The 21,777-nt window shown below is 47.4% G+C and carries 22 protein-coding genes; 2 read left to right on the top strand and 20 right to left on the bottom strand.

Translation table 11 applies throughout. The annotated features are described in order from the left end of the window. Positions 1-51: 51 nt before the first annotated feature. The 10 genes from NHN17_RS09580 to flgK form a co-directional block, all read right to left on the bottom strand. The gene (locus tag NHN17_RS09580) at positions 52-1,494 is read right to left on the bottom strand and encodes a sigma-54-dependent transcriptional regulator (RefSeq protein ID WP_255042158.1); all 1,443 of its coding nucleotides are present in this window, start codon (positions 1,492-1,494) and stop codon (positions 52-54) included. After that, positions 1,491-2,582 carry a sensor histidine kinase gene (locus NHN17_RS09575; protein WP_255042157.1) on the bottom strand — a complete coding sequence of 364 codons (1,092 nt, stop codon included), beginning with the start codon at positions 2,580-2,582 and terminating at the stop codon, positions 1,491-1,493. Before NHN17_RS09575 ends, NHN17_RS09580 begins: the two co-directional genes overlap by 4 nt. Before the next feature lie 237 nt (positions 2,583-2,819). Beyond that, complete coding sequence (locus NHN17_RS09570; protein WP_255042156.1) at positions 2,820-4,259, bottom strand: sigma-54 dependent transcriptional regulator; 1,440 nt, start codon at positions 4,257-4,259, stop codon at positions 2,820-2,822. 266 nt (positions 4,260-4,525) lie between these two features. Beyond that, positions 4,526-4,927, bottom strand: a complete 402-nt coding sequence (fliS, locus tag NHN17_RS09565) for a flagellar export chaperone FliS (protein ID WP_255042155.1) — start codon at positions 4,925-4,927, stop codon at positions 4,526-4,528. A gap of 13 nt (positions 4,928-4,940) precedes the next feature. Further along, positions 4,941-5,234, bottom strand: coding sequence for a flagellar biosynthesis protein FliS (locus tag NHN17_RS09560; RefSeq protein ID WP_255042154.1), 294 nt, complete (start codon positions 5,232-5,234; stop codon positions 4,941-4,943). Between the two features lie 10 nt (positions 5,235-5,244). After that, entirely contained in the window at positions 5,245-6,684 is a 1,440-nt protein-coding gene (fliD, locus tag NHN17_RS09555) for a flagellar filament capping protein FliD (RefSeq protein ID WP_255042152.1), read from the bottom strand. 79 nt (positions 6,685-6,763) lie between these two features. After that, complete coding sequence (locus tag NHN17_RS09550; protein ID WP_255042151.1) at positions 6,764-7,168, bottom strand: flagellar protein FlaG; 405 nt, start codon at positions 7,166-7,168, stop codon at positions 6,764-6,766. Between the two features lie 97 nt (positions 7,169-7,265). Then, the gene (locus NHN17_RS09545) at positions 7,266-8,672 is read right to left on the bottom strand and encodes a flagellin (RefSeq protein ID WP_255042149.1); all 1,407 of its coding nucleotides are present in this window, start codon (positions 8,670-8,672) and stop codon (positions 7,266-7,268) included. Positions 8,673-8,967: 295 nt separating this feature from the next. Continuing rightward, positions 8,968-10,188 carry a flagellar hook-associated protein FlgL gene (gene flgL / locus NHN17_RS09540; protein WP_255042147.1) on the bottom strand — a complete coding sequence of 407 codons (1,221 nt, stop codon included), beginning with the start codon at positions 10,186-10,188 and terminating at the stop codon, positions 8,968-8,970. 14 nt (positions 10,189-10,202) lie between these two features. Further along, a complete protein-coding gene (gene flgK / locus NHN17_RS09535) occupies positions 10,203-12,182 on the bottom strand; it encodes a flagellar hook-associated protein FlgK (RefSeq protein ID WP_255042146.1) in 1,980 nt (659 codons plus the stop codon). Positions 12,183-12,841: 659 nt separating this feature from the next. On the opposite strand from flgK, the gene NHN17_RS09530 reads away from it, so the two are divergent. Then, positions 12,842-13,024, top strand: a complete 183-nt coding sequence (locus NHN17_RS09530; protein ID WP_255042145.1) for a hypothetical protein — start codon at positions 12,842-12,844, stop codon at positions 13,022-13,024. 10 nt (positions 13,025-13,034) lie between these two features. Here NHN17_RS09530 and flgJ read toward each other — a convergent pair whose 3' ends face one another. The 9 genes from flgJ to flgB all read right to left on the bottom strand — a co-directional run bounded on the left by flgJ (position 13,035) and on the right by flgB (position 20,721). Further along, a complete protein-coding gene (gene flgJ, locus NHN17_RS09525) occupies positions 13,035-14,117 on the bottom strand; it encodes a flagellar assembly peptidoglycan hydrolase FlgJ (protein ID WP_255042144.1) in 1,083 nt (360 codons plus the stop codon). A gap of 12 nt (positions 14,118-14,129) precedes the next feature. Continuing rightward, positions 14,130-15,248, bottom strand: a complete 1,119-nt coding sequence (locus NHN17_RS09520; protein WP_255042143.1) for a flagellar basal body P-ring protein FlgI — start codon at positions 15,246-15,248, stop codon at positions 14,130-14,132. Positions 15,249-15,251: 3 nt separating this feature from the next. Then, positions 15,252-16,019, bottom strand: a complete 768-nt coding sequence (locus NHN17_RS09515) for a flagellar basal body L-ring protein FlgH (protein ID WP_255042142.1) — start codon at positions 16,017-16,019, stop codon at positions 15,252-15,254. Positions 16,020-16,032: 13 nt separating this feature from the next. Continuing rightward, positions 16,033-16,821 carry a flagellar basal-body rod protein FlgG gene (flgG, locus tag NHN17_RS09510; protein ID WP_107351471.1) on the bottom strand — a complete coding sequence of 263 codons (789 nt, stop codon included), beginning with the start codon at positions 16,819-16,821 and terminating at the stop codon, positions 16,033-16,035. A 17-nt stretch (positions 16,822-16,838) separates the two neighbouring features. Continuing rightward, complete coding sequence (gene flgF / locus NHN17_RS09505; RefSeq protein ID WP_255042140.1) at positions 16,839-17,591, bottom strand: flagellar basal-body rod protein FlgF; 753 nt, start codon at positions 17,589-17,591, stop codon at positions 16,839-16,841. 278 nt (positions 17,592-17,869) lie between these two features. Then, positions 17,870-19,156 (bottom strand): flagellar hook protein FlgE, encoded by a 1,287-nt coding sequence (gene flgE, locus NHN17_RS09500; RefSeq protein WP_255042139.1) that lies wholly within the window; start codon positions 19,154-19,156, stop codon positions 17,870-17,872. A gap of 6 nt (positions 19,157-19,162) precedes the next feature. Beyond that, positions 19,163-19,888: a flagellar hook assembly protein FlgD gene (locus NHN17_RS09495; protein ID WP_255042138.1), complete on the bottom strand. Its 726-nt coding sequence runs from the start codon at positions 19,886-19,888 to the stop codon at positions 19,163-19,165. Positions 19,889-19,905: 17 nt separating this feature from the next. Next, a complete protein-coding gene (gene flgC / locus NHN17_RS09490) occupies positions 19,906-20,322 on the bottom strand; it encodes a flagellar basal body rod protein FlgC (RefSeq protein WP_255042137.1) in 417 nt (138 codons plus the stop codon). Between the two features lie 3 nt (positions 20,323-20,325). Continuing rightward, positions 20,326-20,721, bottom strand: coding sequence for a flagellar basal body rod protein FlgB (gene flgB / locus NHN17_RS09485; RefSeq protein ID WP_255042136.1), 396 nt, complete (start codon positions 20,719-20,721; stop codon positions 20,326-20,328). Here flgB and NHN17_RS09480 point away from each other — a divergent pair. Further along, a complete protein-coding gene (locus NHN17_RS09480) occupies positions 20,720-20,863 on the top strand; it encodes a hypothetical protein (protein ID WP_255042135.1) in 144 nt (47 codons plus the stop codon). The two genes, flgB and NHN17_RS09480, sit on opposite strands and share 2 nt — an antisense overlap. A 55-nt stretch (positions 20,864-20,918) precedes the next feature. Here NHN17_RS09480 and NHN17_RS09475 read toward each other — a convergent pair whose 3' ends face one another. Continuing rightward, a complete protein-coding gene (locus tag NHN17_RS09475; RefSeq protein ID WP_255042134.1) occupies positions 20,919-21,749 on the bottom strand; it encodes a CheR family methyltransferase in 831 nt (276 codons plus the stop codon). Between the last annotated feature and the right edge of the window lie 28 nt (positions 21,750-21,777).

Genomic DNA, 21,777 nt, shown 5'->3' with positions numbered 1-21,777 from the left:
TATAAATATTATCACGTTAAGTATGAAGGAATTCGTCCATCATTACGGTATTCAAACTGGGATATCTATTCCAGCATCACGCATTTTTGCCAATTTATAGCGCAGCGTTCTTGGACTGATCCCTAATTTTTCCGCAACATCCTTGCGCCGTCCATCGCAGGCACGAATGGTGTCTAGAATAATCGAAAACTCTTGTTCCCGCAGCTCATTTCCTAACCCATCCGCTGGTGTTGCCATTTTTGCTGATTCAGCAGCCTGTTGCTCCGTTGCCACATTCGGCACCGCATGTGACACACCGGTTGCTTCATCACCAAAGTGCGTGCCCGCCATGGGTTCAATCAACGTCTGTAAGCCATCGGCCTGCAGCCAGTCCAGCCCTTCGAGCAAAATATCAGATTCCACCACCGATTGACCATGACGCAAGATCAACGCCCGTTGAATCACATTGTCGAGCTCCCGAACATTGCCCGGCCAGGAGTACTGCTTGAGCTTACCCATTGCCGTGGGTGAAAAATCAGGGATCGGCTGCCCCTGCTTACTACAGTGGCGCGCCATCAGATATTTCGCCAACGGCTCAATATCACCCGGCCGTTCGGACAGTGCCGGCCACAACAGCGGAAACACATTGAGACGGTAATACAAGTCCTCACGGAAATGACCTTGCGCAACATACTCTTTCAAATCACGGTTGCTGGTTGCCAGAACGCGGACATCCAACTTGATACTCTTACGGCCACCCAGGCGTTCAACCTCACGCTCCTGCAATACCCTTAACAGTTTGGCCTGCAAGTTCAAGTCCATTTCGCTGATTTCATCAAGCAGAATTGTCCCGCCCTGAGCTTGCTCGAACTTGCCTGGACACGCTTGAATGGCACCGGTAAACGCCCCTTTTTCATAACCAAACAGGGTCGCTTCAAGCATATTGTCTGGAATGGCGGCGCAATTAATCGCCACAAAAGGACCGTCACTGCGGTTCGAGTGCTGATGGATATAGCGTGACATCACTTCTTTTCCCGAACCACTGGGGCCCAGCACCATCACACTCGCATCCGTCTTGGCGACTTTCTCAGCCAATGCCAGTAGTTTCAATGACTTTTCGTCAGCGGCAACGGTATGGCCGTTTTCACTTTTCACCGGCGCATAGCGACTGACCATATTGAGCAACACTTCAGGGGCAAATGGCTTGGCCATATAGTCAATCGCGCCGTCTTTCATCGCCGAGACGGCATCTTCGATATTGGCATATGCAGTCATCAGCAAAACCGGCAATTTGGGCCAGTGCTGCTTGATACTGCGTAGCAAACCCAGGCCATCCATTCCGGCCATTTGAACATCCGACACGACGATATCGACCGTATTGGCTTTGAGCGTCAAAAGGGCCTGTTCGGCGCTATCAGCCTCCAGCGAGTGGTAACCGGCCAATGCCAGTGTATCAACCAAGGCTTCGCGTAACCCCTCGTCATCCTCGACAACCAAAACACGGTTTGGGTTCATAGTGTTACTCCTGTCGGATCCAATTGTTGTTCATTGTGCTCTTCTTGAGCGGCACCAGCTTGCGGCAATGATAAGGTAAAACAAGCCCCTTTTCCGGGCTCAGATTCTACGGTCAACCGTCCCTTGTGGGCACTGGCGACCATTTGCACTACCGCCAATCCAAGTCCGGTTCCCTGTTGGCGCGTGGTGTAAAAAGGCTCCAAGATTTTCTGTTGCATCTCAGGGGCGATGCCCGGTCCGTTATCCAATACCGCCAAGTGGATCCAACCACTTTGCTCGATAACCTTTACCGCGACCCGGCACTGCTTGCCCGCCATTTGGATGGCATTGGTGATCAAGTTGCTGACCGCACTCGCCAATGCATTGGCATTGCCCAATAGCTGCAAAGATTCGTCGTCACAATCAATACTGAAATCAACGTGGTTACCCAGCACCTGTGCTTCGACCATGCTATCCAGTTCATTGAGCAGGGTTTCAAGGCTAAAGCACTCCACCACTTTGTTGTCGCCACCTTTGGCAAACAACAACATGTCATTTACTTGCTTTTCCAAGTCATGCAAGCGATCGACAAGCTTGCCCTGAAAACGCTCTCGCATTGGCGCCGTCAAATTCGGTGCGGCCAAATTAGAGGCATATAACATCGCACTGGATAACGGCGTCCTTACTTGGTGTGCTAATGACGCCACCATTTTGCCAAGTGATGACAGACGCTGCATTTCACTGACCCTTGACTGCAACAGGCGAGTTTCTGTCATGTCGGTGATGAAAATCAGCTGGCCGCTGTTCGATGCCGAGATAGCCAGTTTCACCCTACGGCCGTTTTTCAGTGAGATCTCATGGCCGTCATCGTCACGTGGAGAGAAAGCCCGATGGATAACATCGACCCAGCGCTGGTCCAGTAGCGGCTCGCCAAGCAAACGAATCGCTTCGGGGTTGGCCTCGTGGACAATACCGCCCGGATCCAAAAAAATCACCCCAGATGGCATCACTTCCAGCACCTGCTGATAGCGGCTAACTTGCTGTGACAATGTCCCCAAAGCGGAACTTGAAGTAAGCGGGGTACTCAGGGCTGGCTGATTATCATCCATGGAAAACCTAATAAAACGAAAATGGGCACATCGCGACGCGTAAAGAAAGAAATGAGCTACGAGCTCGGCGTGGAACATCCAGCACTACGCTGTCAAAAAATGCCATTATAAAATGCCAAGAACAAGAAGCATGCATGAATAGTGCCATAATTATATCTTTATTATCAGCACGTTATCTATAGGGGAAGATAAAAAAGACGCCAATAATTTGGCGCCTTAGGAATGATGGTATTTTGACTAGCGACTTAAACCATATTTGCGCATTTTTTCAACCAAGGTGGTGCGGCGCATTCCCAGCATATCAGCTGCCCGGGCAACAACCCCGCCCTGCGCTTCCAGAGCTTGGCTGATCATGTCAATTTCTAGCTCTGCCAGCATTTCCTTCAAGTTCACCCCTTCCGGCGGTAAATCACTGTGACCCTGAGCATCATCCAGCTCCGAACTATGGCTGCTAAACATATCAGCCAATGCCAGCCTTTCATGATCGTCTACCGACAGGAAGTTTTCTTCCGGCTGGAACTCTGGGAACTGGCTGTAGCGATACTTCATCGGCAAGTGACTGATGTCTACCATTTCGCCCGGATAAAGAATGATCAAACGCTCAACCAAGTTAGCCAACTCACGAATATTGCCTGGCCAATCATGCTCCATCAAAGAGGTGACAGCGCGAGGAGTAAAGTGGATAGGCTTAGCACCTTGGGCTTCCATCCGAGCCAATAGCTCTTGCAGCAGTAAAGGAATATCTTCCATTCGCTCGCGAAGGGCCGGCATCTCAATCGGGAAGACGTTCAAGCGGTAATACAGATCTTCACGGAATTTTTCACCGGCAATCATTGATTCGAGATCACGATGCGTTGCCGCAACAATACGCACATCCGCTTTAATCGTTTCACTACCACCCACACGCTCAAAGCAGCGCTCCTGCAATACACGCAGCAGCTTCACCTGCATGGACATTGGCATGTCGCCAATTTCATCCAGGAACAAGGTACCACCTTCGGCCAGCTCAAAGCGGCCCTTACGCGTAGAAACTGCACCGGTAAAAGCCCCTTTTTCATGACCGAAAAGTTCGCTCTCCAGCAGATCGGGGGGGATAGCTCCACAGTTAACCGGCACAAATGGCCCTTTGCCTCGCGTCGAGTGGTAATGGATATTACGCGCGACAACCTCTTTACCCGTGCCTGACTCGCCGAAAATCAATACGCTGGCATCTGTTGAAGCGACTTGCTCCATCAAATGGCGGATCTGGCTAATGGCTTCGCTGCGCCCAACCATACTACGGAACAAAGTATTCTTGCGGCCCAGAGAGGGTAATTGGAAAGTTTGCTTGCCCAAAAACTCTTTGCAATGGCGGAAGGCATCCATCAATTGGCCATAGTGCAATGGCTTGTCGAGGTTGCCGATATAATTGGGTAAAGATGCCAGCTCACTTTCATGATCGCTCATGGAGATCACTGGAATGTGGTTATGGGTGCGCAAAAAATTAAGCAGCGTGCTCAATGACTGACTGGAACTGACCTTGCCAAGTAAACATGCCCCCCACTCTTTTTCACCGTGCGTACTGTTAACCTCTAGAGACGAATATGCCTCATACTGCTCACCAATAAAGGAAAGGATCACGCTTAAATCATGGCGATGCTGTTGGTCATCATCAATAACGAGGGTATGAACTTGCATAGAAAAGAGTTTGCCTGCCTACTTAAGAGTTATTTCGTACTAACATTATCGACTTTCATATTCAAAACTATGAAAAACACTGCCTAATGCGACGAGAAACCACTTCAAATCTTATCCGACCATTGTAATTAAAGTACAGAATAAGGCAACCAACGGTGAGCAAAAGCTGTGAAGCTATCCCAGTGAAAAATAAGCTGAGATAGCTATCGAGTAGATTTTATACTGGAGAGAATCGAGAAAAACCCCACAACCGCATTGGCAGGCTGTTATGATTCTTCTGCTAAGTGGTGAAATTCAGCAGGGATTTGCTCCCACGCCGACTTAATTTCACGTAGTAAATCGACCACTTCGGTGAACTTTTCCGGCTGGTTGTTAGAGTTGCCCTCAATCACATGGCGCATCATGAAGTCGTACAAGCTATCAAGGTTGGTTGCGATATCGCCGCCATCTTCCATCGACAAGCTGTCACGCAATGTGCCGATAATCGCCAGTGCCTTAGACACTCGCTCACCTTTCACTGACGTATTCCCCTGCTCCATCGCCGCTTTGGCTTGAACCAAACGCTCAATCGCACCTGATAGTAACATTAGTACTACACGGTGTGGCGATGCGCTGGCCAACTGAGAGTTAACGGAGACTTGTTTATATGCCTGAAGCGAACCACGCATAGCTATTTCCTATTTATTTTTGATACATTTTATAGACAGAGACTGATTTTTTGCCTTGCTTGGCGGTCAGGAGTTTCTGCCTGATACGGGCTTTATTTTGTTCTAGTAGTACTTTCAAATCGCGAGTACGCTGCTGGACGTCCTCAAAGGTTTCCCGGCTTAACCGCTCTTGGTCTGCCAAGATCATTTTGACGCGCTCATGGCGCTCGGAAACAAGCTTTTCCAGTTGCTCTGAAAAGTCTTCCGGATATTCCTCAAGCTCTAGCAAGGCTTTGGTATGTCGTTCTAAATTTGCTAACTCTTGCATATTGTTACCCTTAGAAAACCAGCATACTCATCATGGTGCTGAGTTCATTGTTCATTTTATAGATGGCGGCATCCATGGCCGACAGCTGTTTATACATGCGCTCTTCGTAGGCTTTCATCCGCTCATCAAGCGTCGCTAGATCATCATCAAGTCTGTTTTGTTGTTCTTTTAAACTATCCTCACGACTGGTAATGGTACCGTCACTACCGACAAAACTTTCAAGCAAACCATCGACTTTGGATAAAAAACCATTATCACCATCAAAAAAAAGCCCAAAGGCTGTGAAATTCTCCTCAATAGCGCTATCGAGTAAATCATTATCAATTTCAAGCTTACCTTCACGCGTTGTTGTCAATCCAAGATCTGCCAATAAGTAATCTTGGCCACTGACAGTCACAGGTTCATTAAGTAAATTTCGTAGTTGGCTCAGCAATGATCTAGAAACACTGTCACCAACCAGTGGTCCCCCAGTTTCGGTCTCGACATCATAGGTTGATTGGGAGGCAACCATTTCATGTAAACTGTTATAGGCCTCTACAAAACTTTCAATTGCGTTTTTGGGTTTCGCGGTATCAAAACTAATTTCAATATTGACACTTTTAACTTCGATATCATCAGTATCATCTCCGGTCCCATATGTCCCTGTCAATTTGCTTGCATCCAGTGTTACCCCATCAATAGCATCTTCAAATTTATTGGTTTCACTGGTTATGGTTGAAAAACCATCGATGACAATTTCAGCATCTTGAGACGCTTGCATTTGCATCATATCCGGTGGTGGGTTTGGGTAACCAGGCTCACCAGGCTCAGGTAAATCAGGGTCATAGGTATACGATAGTCGGTTTAAATCGCCGGCTGCCCCGCTTGCATCAATACTAATACGATTGTCTTCTCCGGTTTTGCTGCTGGCAAAAACAATTTTTGCCCCATCATTATCGGTAATGATGGTGGCCGAAATACCAGGATTTTCAGGGTGACTATTAATTTCCTCAACCACACTTTTAAGATCACTGCTGCTGACACGAATATCAACCGTCATCTCTTTGCCACCGATACCGATCACAAGAGGACCACTGCCCATACTGTAACCTGGATCAGCATTAAAGCTCTCTGAACTCGCAATCTTATGGCTTTGAGCTAGTTGCTTGACCTCGATAGAATAGTTACCATTTTGAGCATGGCTTTCAGCAGAAACACTGAGGTAGCTTGAATCTGATGTCGATGCTGATTTACTCGAGAAGGCCTCGTCATCAGCAAATTCTTCAAACATGTCCTGCATAGTACTCGCTGATGACTTTACCAGACCATAGGCACTGAGGCTGGCATCAACTTTTGATTTTTCATCAGTGATCCGGAGTTCTTTGGGCATACGCTCAGCAGCCACCAACTGCTGTGTCATGCCCGTAACATCCAGGCCTGAACCTAACCCGCCTACCGATAAACCAGCCATTCAATATTCCTAAAAGTTCAAACAACCAAAGTTGCCATCTGAAACAAACATATAAAACAAAGCAATTTTCAAGCCAAGATTAAACTTTTTTATTAATTGAATTGACCGGATATTGAGCCAAATTAGAATTAAGTTCCATTAATTCCTGTGACGGGATCTGACGAATTAAATCGCCGCTAGTCTTGTCGTAGATGTAGACGATCTGCTCACCATGCTCTTCATCATACTCAAACTTCAATTCTCGGTTAATCCGTTTAGCGAGAGCGTCAATCTGCTCTTGCTGAATTTCTCGAAGTTCAGAACAAGACTCTTTTGCAGATTTTTTTACAGGTTCGCTTTTTTCTGTATGCAGAACATCATAACTAGACGAAAGCTCTGTTTTGATTGTTGCTAGTTGCAACTCATTTGAAAGTTGCTTAGCTGCAGTGGTGGGCTTTAGTGAAGGAAGAGAAGAAGCCGCGATGTTATCTGAAATCTTGTCCATGATAATCACATCTCCCTTTGTTCAATATCTATAATGAAGCTGTGGCACAGCCCTGTTCGGCCATGCCACCTTTACTGAATTACAGTAGGCCGATAAATTACAGTAAACTTAGTGCCGCCTGAGGATTCATTTTCGCCTGAGCAAGAATTGATGTCGATGCCTGCTGTAGGATCTGGTTCTTGGTCAAGTCAGTGGTTTCTGTTGCAAAGTCAACATCTTTAATGCGGCTATTAGACGCATTCACGTTTTCGTTGATGTTTGCTAGGTTGTTCAGCGTGTGGTTGAAACGGTTCTGAACCGCACCGAGGTCTGCACGCTGTTCATCAATTTGAGCAATAGCACCGTCCAATACATCGATTGCACTCTGTGCACCAGCAGCATCTGAGATATCAACCTCACTGACACGATTAAATTCAGCTGTGGCGGTTACATCACCAGTAGCCTCAGTACCACCAGAGACACTAAAATCAGTATTCGATGAGAATGTTAGAGCAGCAGAAGCGAAGCCATCAGAATTTGTATCATCGATAGTATATGCAGTACCTGCAGTACCACCTGGCGCATTAGCCAATTCCAAAGAACCAGATGTCTGAGTAATTTCAATACCGTCAACGCCTGATGCCGATAGCGAAATCGTGCCTGAATTATTTACAGCGTCAATACCAGCATTGCTAAGTTTATCAGCAATCGCCTGTTCATTATCTGAGGATAGAATCTCTACTGATGTAGATCCTATTTCAATGGTACCAGCAAAGTCTGTGACATTATCGATTTCAGCTTCGACAAGGGTATCTGCAGTAACACCAGACTTGGCATTATTGATTGCCTTCGCTGCTTCTGTCGCCTTTGAATCTACTGCAATCTCAACATCCGTGTCTTGACCACCAGCATTAATCGTTAAGGTCTCTGCAGTAGTGATTACACCGGCAGTGCCAACAGCACCAGCATCACCACCAAAAATAGTACCTTCAGTGGTACCTTCAGCAATTGAGGCGCCTAGTGCCGCAGATGAGATATCACTCAGTGTCACAGAGATAGTTTCGTTGGCATTTGAGCCAACCTGAAACTCTTGGGTACCGTATGAACCATCAAGCAGGTTCTGGCCACCAAAAGTTGTTGTATCTGAAATACGATCCAATTCATCCTGAAGTGCAGACACCTCTTTCTGCAGTGCCGCACGGTCATCCGAAGAGTTTGAGCCGTTAGCAGATTGAAGTGACAAATCACGCATACGCTGCATAATGTTCGTCGATTCCTGCATCGCACCCTCAGCAGTTTGGGCAATTGAGATACCGTCGTTGGCGTTACGCATCGCCACATTCAAACCGTTGGTCTGGCTGGTTAGACGGTTAGAAATTTGCAGACCCGCTGCATCGTCAGCAGCACTGTTGATACGCAAACCAGAAGACAAACGCTCCATACTGCTGCTTACGTTATTCGTTGCTGAACCTAAGTGACGCTGGGCCGTCATCGCTGAAACGTTAGTATTTACGGTAACAGACATATTTCGCTCCTTGTTGAGTTACAACCCAGCCTTAGCAGGGGGTAAATATCTATTTTTGTTTAAGTACTTCTGTTAACGGCACGGATAAAAATACCTTTAGGATTTTTTTAAAAAAAGTTTTTGCTGGCGATGGGCGATGGGCGATGGGCGATGGGCGATGGGCGATGGGCGATGGGCGAGAAAATATCAACCACCATTTCGAACTAGCAAGGATTTTTTTGCCGCTTTAATCATTTTAACAAAAAGATGTTTATAAAGCGGCAAGACACTGCCGCTTTATAAACATGGTTTCTGATTACATATAGTTGAACAGGCTAAGCTGCTTGGTTTGATTGAATGCCGCTTGGGAGGCCTGAAGAGCCAGCATGTCTTCGTTCAACTCAATAATAGCTTTGCTATAGTCCAAATCCTCAAGGCTGCCCTTGGCTTTGTTAAGGCTCAACTCGAAATCTTTATGTTGTGCTTCATAAGTTTCCAGCGTTTTTAGGCCTGTGCCGACTTCCGAACGGCGTTGGTTCATATGGACATACGCTCCGTTAAGCTCTTCTATTGAGCGCTGCAGGCTAGCTCGTGCTTCAGGGGATTCAGTGTCATACTCTGAATAATTAATGGCATCATTCATTGTCTGGAACAAGTCAATCGTCGGAGCCTTATCCAAGGTAATACTATCATCAGCTTTGATATCCCCCTTAAACTGAAAATCAAGATGGATTTGGCTTTCTGGATTCGGGTCTGTGTACTGAACCCCCTTGGCAGGATCGTAGCCTTGAGTATCAAGTAGCTGGTTATTCCCGTATAGCTCGTAGTTCAAGCCACCCTGACCATCATCGACAAACGTCACGCTGTATGTGGTTGGGTCATTGAGATCCTGGTTGGTAGCAGAAAGTAATGACAACCCTGATTCAGCTTGAAGCCCTGCATAATCTGGTCGATAGTCGCCAAATGGGTTATCAATGCCCATAAAAACCAGATCGCCAGGCTGGCTGGTATCTACATGTACCGAGGTATCAATACGTGCTTCACGGTGGCCACTATCGCCCTTATATATCACTTTACCGCTGTCATCTTCGACAAAGGGCTGAGAGCGTACTTGGTGACCGGAAAACACATAGTTCCCACCTTCATCCTGGGTGTTAGCGAGGTTCAGCAGCCCTTCATACAAGCTTTCTAACTCATTTTTAAAGGCGGTCTTATCATCCCCCCCCATAGCACCGTTTATCATCCCAATCACTTTTTGCTTAGAGCTATCGATATGGGATTCGACATTTTTCAGTGAAGTTTCGAGCGTCCCTAAACGGTTATTGGCCAATGTGATCGACTTTTGAAACTGTTCTATTTGCACCAATTGTTGCTTGTAGTTTTGGGTCGAAACAGAAGCAATCGGATCATCTCCGGCGGTCTTGATCCGCTTACCGGTAGCCAGTTGCTCATTGGTGTTATTCACTGCCCCTTGCTTGCGCATCAGGTTAGAGGTCAAATTTTGGTACTGAGAGAATGTCGATACACGATTAATCATAATTGCTCCTCGCTTTACACCGCACGCATCAGCGTATCGAAGGTTTCACGGGCCACGCTCATAATCCGCGATGAGGCCATATAAGCCTGCTGGAACTTCATTAAGTTGGCCGCTTCCTCGTCCAAGTTTACCCCAGAGACACTCGACACTCGTTCTGTTGCCGCGTCAAAATCAAGCTGGCTGATTTGGCCGAATTTTTCAGCGTTCATCTTCTGGATACCCACGTCGGTTGTGAGGTTCTGAAACAAGTCAATGACACTAGAGCGACCATTATTCATCGATTTGTTCGTCTGCAAGTGCTGCATGGTCATCAGGTTGCTATTGTCACCTTCGGCTTTATCTGCATTCAGGTGGACAGTAAAACGATCGTTACCCTGTGCCTGCCCTGTCAACGTCAAGGTTTCAAAACCATTAGGGTCTGGCACCATTGAGGTGTCAGCAAACCGAATGACATTGTCATGTATCGGGTATTTAATATTCTTGGTTGTTGTAGGGTTACCGTTTACATCAACCTCAACCAAATCTATTTTTTTACCCTCATTATCGTAGACAGATAAGCGGTTACCATTTTCATTAATCACCACGTCATATTGCCCGAACACTTGTGCTGTATCGAGTGCCTCAAGCTGGCCGTTCCCCATATTTTCCGCCGCGGGAGAAACGATACGCTGGGCAGCAATATCTGCTGGCTCCGTTGCACTCATCGCCATTTGCGCACCACCAAGCCTAACAGGCCTCAGGGTGATGACTTCATCATCAGCAGGAGGCTGGCTGACATCAATCTTCATCCCATCGACCCGAATAACCTGCGGGTCAACCGCATCAATGTTTTCGCTGAATACTTCTTCTCCCTGGCTATTAAACACCTGATATCGGTAGCTGCCACCGTTATCGGTCGCCTGCAATTTATAGTCGCCAAGTTGAAGCTTTGACACATCCTCAATCCCTACGGCCAAATCTGCTGCGCTACCTAGAGGCTTAAGTACTCGCTGAGCCATGGCTCTAGGGTCATTAACATCGGCATACAGTTCTTTACCTGTATCTCCGTTTAAATCCAAGCCTTGACGCTGAATGGTATTAACCTGTCCTGCAAACCCTATTGCCATACGGCCCACTTCATCGATGCTCCGTTCCACTACGTCAGTGCGAAAGCCAATCATCGCACCTAAAATGCCACCCATATTTTCAGCATTAAGAGGGGTTGCATTGTGGCCATCATCCACCGCGATTCGGGTCTGCAGTGGATCTGGCTCACCGGGGATCACTGTTAGGCGAGACGATTCGGTTCCCGAAACCAAGGTTTGGCCATCACCGATAATAACGGTATTGGCAAGGTTATCCTTACCCTTTAGAGCCGTCACTTTCGTGTACTGGGCCAATTCATTGATTAAGCTTTGCTGTTTATCGAACAAGTCATTTTTTTCGCCGGCAGGGTTTTCCTGGATCCGCTTGTTCAAGGTGGCAATTTCTTGCCCTAGGGAATTCACTCGGTCAACCGTTGCCACTAATTGATCATTCACATCACGCTGCATACTAGAAAGCGTATCGTAGGTACTGTTGACGGTTTGACTGACAAGCGAGGCATTTTCCAGTATCGCTTTTCTTGAACCCAAGTCATTGGGGTGATCCGCCAAGCTTTTTACCGAATCATAGTAATCGTTCATACTAGTAATGGTTTTGCTGGCATTGTTGGAGATGAATTCGTCCATCACCGCAAGTTGGGCATGACTTTCATTGGCATGATTCAGCTGAGTGGTCGACTGGGTCAGCTCCCTTGCGGCAAACTGATCATAGGCACGGCGGACGTTATCAATATAAGCACCAGTGCCATATTGACTTCCGCCAATCCAGTGAGCGTCATCTGCTTTTTGCTCAGCGCTCTGGCGACTGTATCCCGGCGTGTTGACGTTACTGATATTATGGCTGGTGACATTAAGCTGCTTCTGAGACGTTCTCAGCCCACTCATGCCTATATTTAATAAATCTAGCGCCATACCTTTACCTCCAGCCAACTCCAGCGGCAATCACACCAATCACCCTAACAAGAAAATAGACTGATGCAAAAAACAGGCCAACGCACTTAAAGTCAATGAATTGAATAGCGAAATTACAGGAAGTTAATCAAGCAGCATTGGCTAGATTGAAAATAGCCGTAATATATTAGCTTCCAGCGGTATTTTTGACGCCAACTAAAGAGACATATTTTGAGGTTATTGGTACTAAGAAACAGCCTAAACTCTTTTCAGTACCCCATACCTTATATTTAATTTAAGATTAAAATCATTAACTAAATTAGAGGACTGAATAATAAATTAAAAAGTCAACTGTTGATATTATTCTTTGTGAATATCAACTGACAAAAAATAGCCATTATTTTGACAAACGTGATACATAGCCATATACGACCCTCACCAACAAAAAATAAACCATTGAATTTATTATAAAAGATAAAATAATTGTTGCCCCATCAATAATCAACGGGGAATCATGGCTAAATCACCGACAAAGATACAAGTTAACAACACAACACCACCGTTAACCCGACCTAACATTTACAATTTATTTCGATTTACACTAATTTACACTAGATAATCAGTATAACTTGTCTATATAATTACTTTATCTAATCAGTAAAAAACCATTGGTGGTGATTATGAACATTGGCCTTGCAACATTACTCGGCTATGCTATCAAAGAGATTATTGCACCTGTGGTGTTAGATAATATTCGGGAGGGCAACCAAGAAAAAGTACAGACGAATGAAATTAAATCTGCCCTGTCTGAAAGTGAGGACACACTGAATATCATTTCATCAATTGTAGATGTGTTTGTTTAAATTTTATCTTTTATTGCTGCTCTTTATCCATCAAGTCACTGACCTGATCAAATACCCGCATCACTTTATCGCTGTAGCTCGGATCGGTCGCATAACCGGCTTTGTGGATCTCATTAATAAACGCTTTCGGATCTTGCGTATTTTCTAGCGCAACCGAATACCTTGGGTTCCGCTTTAAGAACTGCGCATAATCATTAAAGCTTTCATCGAAAGAGTCATAAGAACGAAATGCTGCACGTTCTTGCACGGCAATACCTTGATGATACTCCAAGGTTTGCGTCGCCATTTTATCCCCTTTCCAGCTTGGATCAGCCTTAATGTTAAACAGGTTATTGCTGTTACCAGCGGCATTACTGATCACTTTCTTGCCCCACCCTGTTTCAAGAGCGGCTTGGGCTATCAATACCGCAGGATCGACCCCCAACACATTAGCGGTCCGACGAGCATAGGGGGCCATATGTGAAACAAAGGCTTGCGGAGAATCAAAGCTTTCTGGCATTGGTGCTCCTTCTGCTTGCATAGCAGAGACAGGAGCAGGAGCACTATTCGCCATATTACGCTGGGCAATCGCTTTATTGGCTATCTGAGTAATCTCTTCTTCGCTCATGGATGATTCAGATAAGGTATTTTTATGGATTTCAGGTGAAATGCTTTGGTTATTCATCTCGGTACGATTATCTTGCCGCTCAAAGGGCAGGGTCTTGCCGCCTTTGTCTAGCTCAACAAACGGCTGTTCTTTATTTAGCGTACCATCACTTTGCTTCACCGCGCTCTCATCTTGGTGGGCACCAAGCTGCTGAACAATCATATCAGCAAGACCCAGTGAATTGCTGCGGCTCAACTCACTGGCCATCTGCTCATCATGCATCTGTTCAAAGAATTTTGCGTTGCGGCTACTCATCAAGTCCGACTCAAAAGCGGAGTTTGCTTCTCGCATCGATTTGAACATCATCTGGGTGAAGATGGCTTCAAACTGCTCGGCAGCGGCCTGCAGACTCGCCTTCTCACCTTCTTTGCCAGTTTTCACCCCGGCTCGCAAGCGATCAAGGCTTGATATATCAAGAACAAAACTGGTGTCGGTCGGACTTTTCACCTTGCTCTCCCTTTAAATGATGATCAGCTGGCCTTCAATGGCACCAGCTTGTTTCAATGCTTGTAAAATTGCCATCAGATCTGACGGCGCAGCCCCTACCTGATTCACGGCACGAACCAAATCATCAAGACTCACACCCGGTTCAAACAAGAACATCCGCGAATCTTCTTCGGTAACGGTGATTTCGCTATCGGGTACCACCACGGTTTGCCCACCAGCAAAGGCATTCGGCTGGCTAGCCGACAGGTTTTCTTTGATGGATACGGTCATCCCGCCATGGGTAATGGCGGCTGGTTTCAACCGAACATGCTGGCCGATAACAATGGTTCCAGTGCGCGAATTTACGATAATTTGCGCCCCTGAATCCGCGGTTTCAAATTCCACATTTTCAATGGTTGAAAGGAAAGCCACACGCTGGCTAACATCACGCGGGGCACGCACCCGCACCGACGCCGCATCCATGGCCGAAGCCACATCAGGACCAAGGAAATTATTAATCGCATCTACCATGTTCTGCGCGGTGGAGAAGTCCGGCTCGAAGAGGTTAAACGTCAGAAAGTCACCACGGCCAAACGGGTTTGGCACTTCTTGTTCGACAATCGCGCCAGAAGGGATCGTCCCCACGGTTGGGGTATTGCTGACAATTCGCGATCCGTCAGCACCGTCAGCAGTAAAACCGCCGACTACAAGGCTACCTTGCGCGACCGCATAAATATTGCCGTCTAAGCCTTTCAGGAAAGTTTGCAGGAGCGTACCGCCGCGCAAACTCTTGGCTGAGCCGACCGACGAGACGGTGATGTCAATTTGTTGACCTTGCTTGGAAAAAGGTGGCAACGTGGCATGGACGGCCACCGCCGCGACATTTCGGGTGCGGAACCGCTCACCTTCGGGGATATTAATCCCAAAGTTATTCAGCATGGCACGGAAGCTCTGCTCGGTATAATACGCTGAAGATGACTCACCGGTTCCTGGCAGACCGACTACCAAGCCATAACCAACTAATTGGTTATCCCTGACTCCGGCAACGCCAGCGACATCTTTAATGCGGGCAGCATGAGCTTGCGGTGCAACCACAGGCAAGACAAGTGTCAGTATTAGACTAAATAACAGGGTTGGGATTAACTTTTTCATGTCTTACATCGCTGCATTGAAGAATCGGCCAAACCAGCTTGGGTCCTGGGTATCCTGACGATCGCCCGTCGCCGAGTACTGAATCCGCGCATTGGAGATACGGGTTGAGGGAATAGCGTTGTCCGAATCGATATCATCTGGGCGAATAGTACCACTCACCCGGATATATTCGTCACCGCTGTTCAGTGTCAGCCACTTTTCTCCTCGTACCAGCAAGTTACCATTAGGTAACACTTCAATCACCTCAACCGAAATAGAACCGGAAAAGCTGTTGCTTTGATCCGAGGAAAGGCTGCCTGAGAATGAATTATCGTTGGTAAGGGCATAGGACAAATCATAGTTACCAATATTCACCGGACGTCCACCAAGCATGATCGGTTCCATGCTCATATCTGTCGATTTGCCCAAATCTGAACTGGCACTCTTTCTTGCCTGAGTCTTCTCCTCAAGCAATACGGTGACAATATCACCGAGCCCAGTCGGACGTGAATCGTTGTAAAGCCCCATGGCGCTGGTGGTATTAAATAGTGAACCGGTAGAAGTGGCATAGTGCTCCGGCTTCTCAGGCGGACGAACAGAAGACCAGTTAGGATCGCCCTGTACCGCGTCTTCCCGCTGCCTGACCAAACCAATAATGCCATCACTTTGCTCAGTCGTGCCTTCAACCGCATCAACCTCACTGACCGCACTATCAAGATCAGAGCCAGTATCAAAGTTCTGCGCACAACCCGATAGCATTGCAACCAGTAAAACCAGCCAATATTTGCCCATACCTTACTCCCTGTTATAGCTGCTGGTTAACGTAGCTCAGCATCTGATCCACGGTAGAAATCACCTTGGAGTTCATCTCGTAAACCCGTTGTGCCTCGATCATATTGACCAGTTCTTCGGTAACATTCACATTGGATGTTTCCAGCATCGACTGGCGAACACTGCCGAAACCATCAAGCCCGGGGATCCCCTCTTGCGGGTCGCCACTTGCCCCTGTCGGTAGGTAAAGGTTCTGACCAATCGGCTCCATACCGCCTGGATTAATGAAGTTGGTCAGGTTGATCTGGCCCAGCACCTGATTTTCCTGCTGATCTCGAATACGGGCAGAGACTTCACCGTCGGTGCCGACTGTAATGGCAACCGCATTGTCTGGCACCACAATTTCAGGCTCCAGAACATAACCCGCGCCAGAGGTCACAATCTGGCCTTCGTTACTCACGGTAAATTGGCCGTTACGGGTATAGCCGATGTTGCCGTCTGGCAACATAACCTGGAAGAAGCCATCGCCCTCGACCATCATATCGAGCGCATTGTCGGTGGTTTGGGTATTACCTTGAGTAAAGACCTTCTGAGTGGCGACCACTTTTGAGCCGGCACCCAGCATCAAGCCTGATGGCAAGGTAGTATCTTGCGTTGCCTGACCGCCAGGCTGGTTAATATTCTGGTAAAAAAGATCTTCAAAAACTGGGCGGCTTTTCTTAAAACCTATTGTCGAGGCGTTAGCTAGGTTATTGGAAACCGTTGAAATATTGGTTTGCTGGGCATCAAGACCAGTCTTACTAACCCATAGAGCTGGATGCATTCGTTAACTCCTCGCTATTATCCGATTCGCATTAAAGATGAAGACGATTTATCCATGTCTTCTGCGGTTTTCATCAATTTGACTTGCATTTCAAAGTGGCGCTGAAGATCAATCATGCTGACCATTTCACCCACAGCATTCACATTACTGCCTTCCAAAGCGCCACTGAGCAAGGTTACGCTTGCATCGGCTTCCAAGCCCTGAGGGTTCGGGGTCGTTGGCTTGAACAAACCATCGACGTCCTTGTACAAGTCACTGTTGTTGGGGTTAACCAATTTGATCCGATTGATAGCGACCATGGCTTCCGGTGGTGCCCCCTGCGGCAAAATGCTGACCGTGCCGTCTTTTTGGATTTCAATTTTGTTGATAGGGAGTGGGACAAAAATCGGTGCATCGGCGTCACCTAAAATAAGCTGGCCGTTGCTGTTTTGCAGCATACCCATCTCATCAATCTTCAAATGGCCAGCACGGGTGTAAGCTTCTTGTCCCGACACATCTTGAACCGCCAGCCAACCGTTGCCTTCAACGGCCACGTCCATTGCACGACCGGTCATTTTTACCGCTCCCTGCTCAAAGTTGTTGCCTGGACGTTCCGTCATAGCAAATACTCGACTTGGCAACCCTTCGCCATACGCTTGCATACTTCTCGCCTGCTGCAAATCAGCACGAAAGCCGGTGGTATTCACGTTCGCCAAATTGTTGGCCGCAACCTGCATGCCGTACATGTCTTGCTTGGCGCCACTCATGGCTAGAAATAATGCGCGATCCATCTATCAATCCCCTCTATCGATAGGCAGTATTAATGCAAAAAGCATACCATCAAAACCGGTAACAGGTAGGACATTGATTTACATAAGAATAAAAGCAAAAAATGGAGAGTGACAAACATGAAGGGGAAAAACGTTGCCGCTTCATTGGCGGTCATGCTTAGTCAATTAATCATGACTTCCAATTTGATGGTTTAGGTGTCAATAAATTGACCAAAGCCCATAACAGCCAGTGTTATGGGCTCGGCGCTATTTCAGCAGGAGGTTATTACAGAAAAAGATTAGCGGATCTGCAAAATGTTCTGCTGTAGCTGGTTGTTCACATCCAGGGCACGTGAGCTGGCCTGGAAATTACGCTGGGCAGAGATCAAGTCCACCAGCTCCTGGGTCATATCGATATTGGATTGCTCCAAGGTACCGTTTTTGATTGAACCAAACGAGCCCTGTGAGGCATCGCCCCAGACAGTAGCACCAGAGTCTTGGGTAGCATTCCACATAGTACCACCTAGCTGGGCCAAACCTTGCTCGTTAGCAACACGGGCCATAGCAACACGACCAATCACCTTATCTTTACCGTTCGAGTAAGACGCCTGAATATTACCGTCAGAGTCTATATCGACATTGGACAGATAACCGGTGGTAGCACCGTCCTCATCCTCCAGCTTACGAATTTCAAATGGTGCCGCGTATTGAGTAGGATCGTCATAATTAAACGTCAACGTTTGGGTACCATCTGCACCACCAAGTTGTAGCCCCGCAGCCTGAAAAGACGTTGATGTATGCGAGTTCCCCGATGTTAACTGCCCACCTTCATCAAAACGTAAACGGTGGCCTAAGTGGCCAGTGCCATTATCGACCCCTGAGTCAATATTCAGTTCTTTTTCACCACCACTATCACTAACGGTATAAAAGACATCCCATACATTATCGTTTCTCTTCGAATAATAAGCTGTCATTTTCAGCGGGTTACCCAATGAGTCGTAAATTGTTGAAGAGGTTGACTTATTGTAAGTGTCAGAATTGTTGAAATCGAATGGTGCAACAGCGGGCTTTTCCTCACCACTTGGTAAGTTCATCGAAATATTCACGTTATTCGACATACTTGGTTGACCAAAAGTATCATCAATGGTCATCGGCTTCGGCTCATACGATGCCACAGAGTTAGTATCTTGGTTTACCTCGTAACCCAACAAGTAGTTGTTTTCTGCGTTAACAATCTCGTTGTTGTTATTGAGGTGAAAAGCACCGTTGCGAGTCAGGTTATTGTTCGCTGGCTCAGCTTTATTCGGAGCTACGGCAAAAAAACCGGTGCCCGATACCCGTAAATCCAGTGGGTTGTTAGTGTAAATACTGGAGCCTTCATGAAACTGCTGAGAAACCGTCGCAGTCTGAACACCGCCACCGGTCGTGGTCTTCGAGTTAGAGAAAATCGAGTTCGAATACACATCAGAGAACTCAGCCCTTGATTCCTTGAAGCCATAGGTGTTGGCGTTGGCGATATTATTACTGGTAGTGTTGAGATCTTTCTGAGCTGCACCCAGGCCACTCAAGGCAATATTCATGCTCATAGTTGATTATCCTTTCGCTTGTGCTTTTCCGACCTGAAGTACATCAGCCAAGTTAAATTGCTTGTCGAGACCGGCTAAGTTCAATAGAACCTGACCATCTCCCTGCCCCATCACCACGCTGTTAACGTTGGCATGAGTAAATACGTCATAGTTCTGTGTTTCGCCACCGACCAGACCCGATACCCGAATTGTGTATTGTCCTTCCGGCATCACCTTGCCTTGATCGTTCTTGCCGTCCCACTCGATATCGTGGTCTCCGGCCGCTTTGGCACCAAGATTAATGGTTTTAACCAGTTCACCCTGTGGGGTTTCAACCCGCATCATGGCTTGGTCAAGCGAATTGGTCAGGCGCACACGGCCACTTAACCCGCCCTCTTCAGCTTTCATCCCGGTCGCACTCGGCACCAGTACATCCTGACCAACCAAGGTCGATGCCTGCAGTGCCTGGTTAGACGTCATGGCGGTATTTAGCAGACCGAACTGCTCGTTCATCTGGCCGATGCCGTCAACGGTGGCAAACGATGCCATCTGGGCAATCATCTGATCATTGCCTACGGGTTCAAATGGGTCCTGTTGGGCTAGTTGTTTGGTTAACAAAGACAGGAAGTCTTCTTGTTGTAACTGATTTTGCCCAGTGACTTTCTGGTCTTCCTGAACCTTCTTTTCCTGCATCGACTTTAACTGGTCAAGGTAAGAGAGGTTATTGGAACCTGCACCATTAATACTGCTCATTGTCATCACTCCCTAGCCTACTTACCCATCTGCAGTGTTTTCATCAGCATCTGCTTGCTGGCATCAGCCACTTGCACATTGTTCTGGTATGAACGAGATGCCGAGATCATGTTGGCCATTTCTTCCATCACATTGACATTCGGCTTATAGATATAACCTTCGGCATTGGCCAACGGGTGATCTGGGTTGTACTCTGCACTCAACGGCTTCTCGCTCTCGACAATCCCTTTAACCTGAACCGGCACACTATCACTGCGCTTGTAGCTGGCACCTTGAAGCTCAGCGGCAAATACCGGATGCCTTGCTTTATAGGTTTCTTCTGCCGAGCTGCTGACGCTGTTGGCATTGGCAAGGTTACTGGAAGTGGTATTAAGACGTACCGATTCTGCACTCATCGCCGAACCCGATACATTGAAAATATTAAATAAGCTCATTCATTAATTCCCCGTCAGTGCCTTGCTCAGGTTTTTGAATTTTGATCCAAGAAAATCCAGCGATGCCTGATACTCAATGGAGTTCTGCATAAACAGGTTCTGCTCCAACTGGGAGTCAACGGTATTGCCGTCACCGGTGTCCGGCTGGGTAGGTACGCGGTACTTTTGCTCACCCATGACCTGAGTGGAGGCAGAGATATGCCGACCGTCAGTGCGGCTGAGGCCAACTTTTGCCTCCGAGGTTGCCGCATTGAGAGCCCGCTGAAAGTCGATATCTTTCGCCTTGTACCCCGGCGTATTGGCATTGGCAAGGTTGCTCGCCAGCGTTTCTGCACGTTTGGCACGTACGCCAACGGTATGCTGGTGAACGCCTAATGCTTTATCAAAAGAAATGGACATGTCTGCCTCCAAAATTCGTTACCAGATAGAAAGCAAAGGGTGTGCCAAGAATGTAAGGCAAGGGAAATTAGGAGGTTGGGCGATGGGCGATGGGCGATGGGCGATGGGCGATGGGCGATCCAAATTTTTTGCAAGAGCCTGACCATGTCAAGCTCTTGCTTCTACTCTTTGCTTTTCCTCTAGCCTCTAGCCAAAGACTACTTAAGCTTATAAATGATACCCGGGTTACAACGGATCATCTCAAACTTATCGGTCAAGCCTGTTAGCGACTCCGACGCCCCCAGCAGCAGATAACCGCCCGGGTTGAGGCTGGCAGCCATTTGGTTGAGTACTTTCGCTTTCATCTCAGGCGAGAAGTAGATCAAGACATTGCGGCAGAAAATCACGTCAAACTTGCCGAGCAACGCATAGCTGTCCTTGAGATTCTGAGGACGGAAGTTCACCATCCGCTTGACCTTGTCATTGACCTTCAGCCGACCATCGCCATTGTCTTCGAAAAACATCCGCCGGCGCTCCATTGATAACCCGCGGCTAAGAGCCAAGTTATCGTAAGCCCCGGAACGGCAGGTCTCCAGCATGGTCTGGGAGATATCGGTCGCGGTGATTTGTACTGGGTTCGCCAACATCCCCGGCCTGCGATTCTGGGTCTCCAGAACCGTCATCGCTATAGAGTATGGTTCCTGCCCCGATGAGCTGGCAGACGACCAAATTTTGATCGGCCGCTTATTCGCCGCCAGTTCTGGCAAAATACGGTCGGACAGCACTGTATAAGGGTATATATCACGAAACCACAGCGTTTCATTGGTTGTCATGGCATCAACTGCCGCCACCCGCAGCTCCCGATTACGCCCAGTATTAACCACCTGCAACAGTTCAGATAATGAAGATAATGAAAATTGACTGACTAAAGGACTGAGCCGGCTTCTTACCAAATACTGCTTACTGTCGCCCAGGACAATGCCACACTGGGCTTCGAGGAATCGGCAAAATTCACGGTATTCCTGATCGTTTATTGTTATAACTGTCATCTACTGCTCTAGTATGGTTATTCTGTGC

The organism is Photobacterium pectinilyticum (assembly GCF_024357955.1).
GTDB lineage: Bacteria > Pseudomonadota > Gammaproteobacteria > Enterobacterales > Vibrionaceae > Photobacterium > Photobacterium pectinilyticum.
Note: the sequence above shows the minus strand (reverse complement) of the source record. Positions and strands in the feature narration are given on the sequence as shown.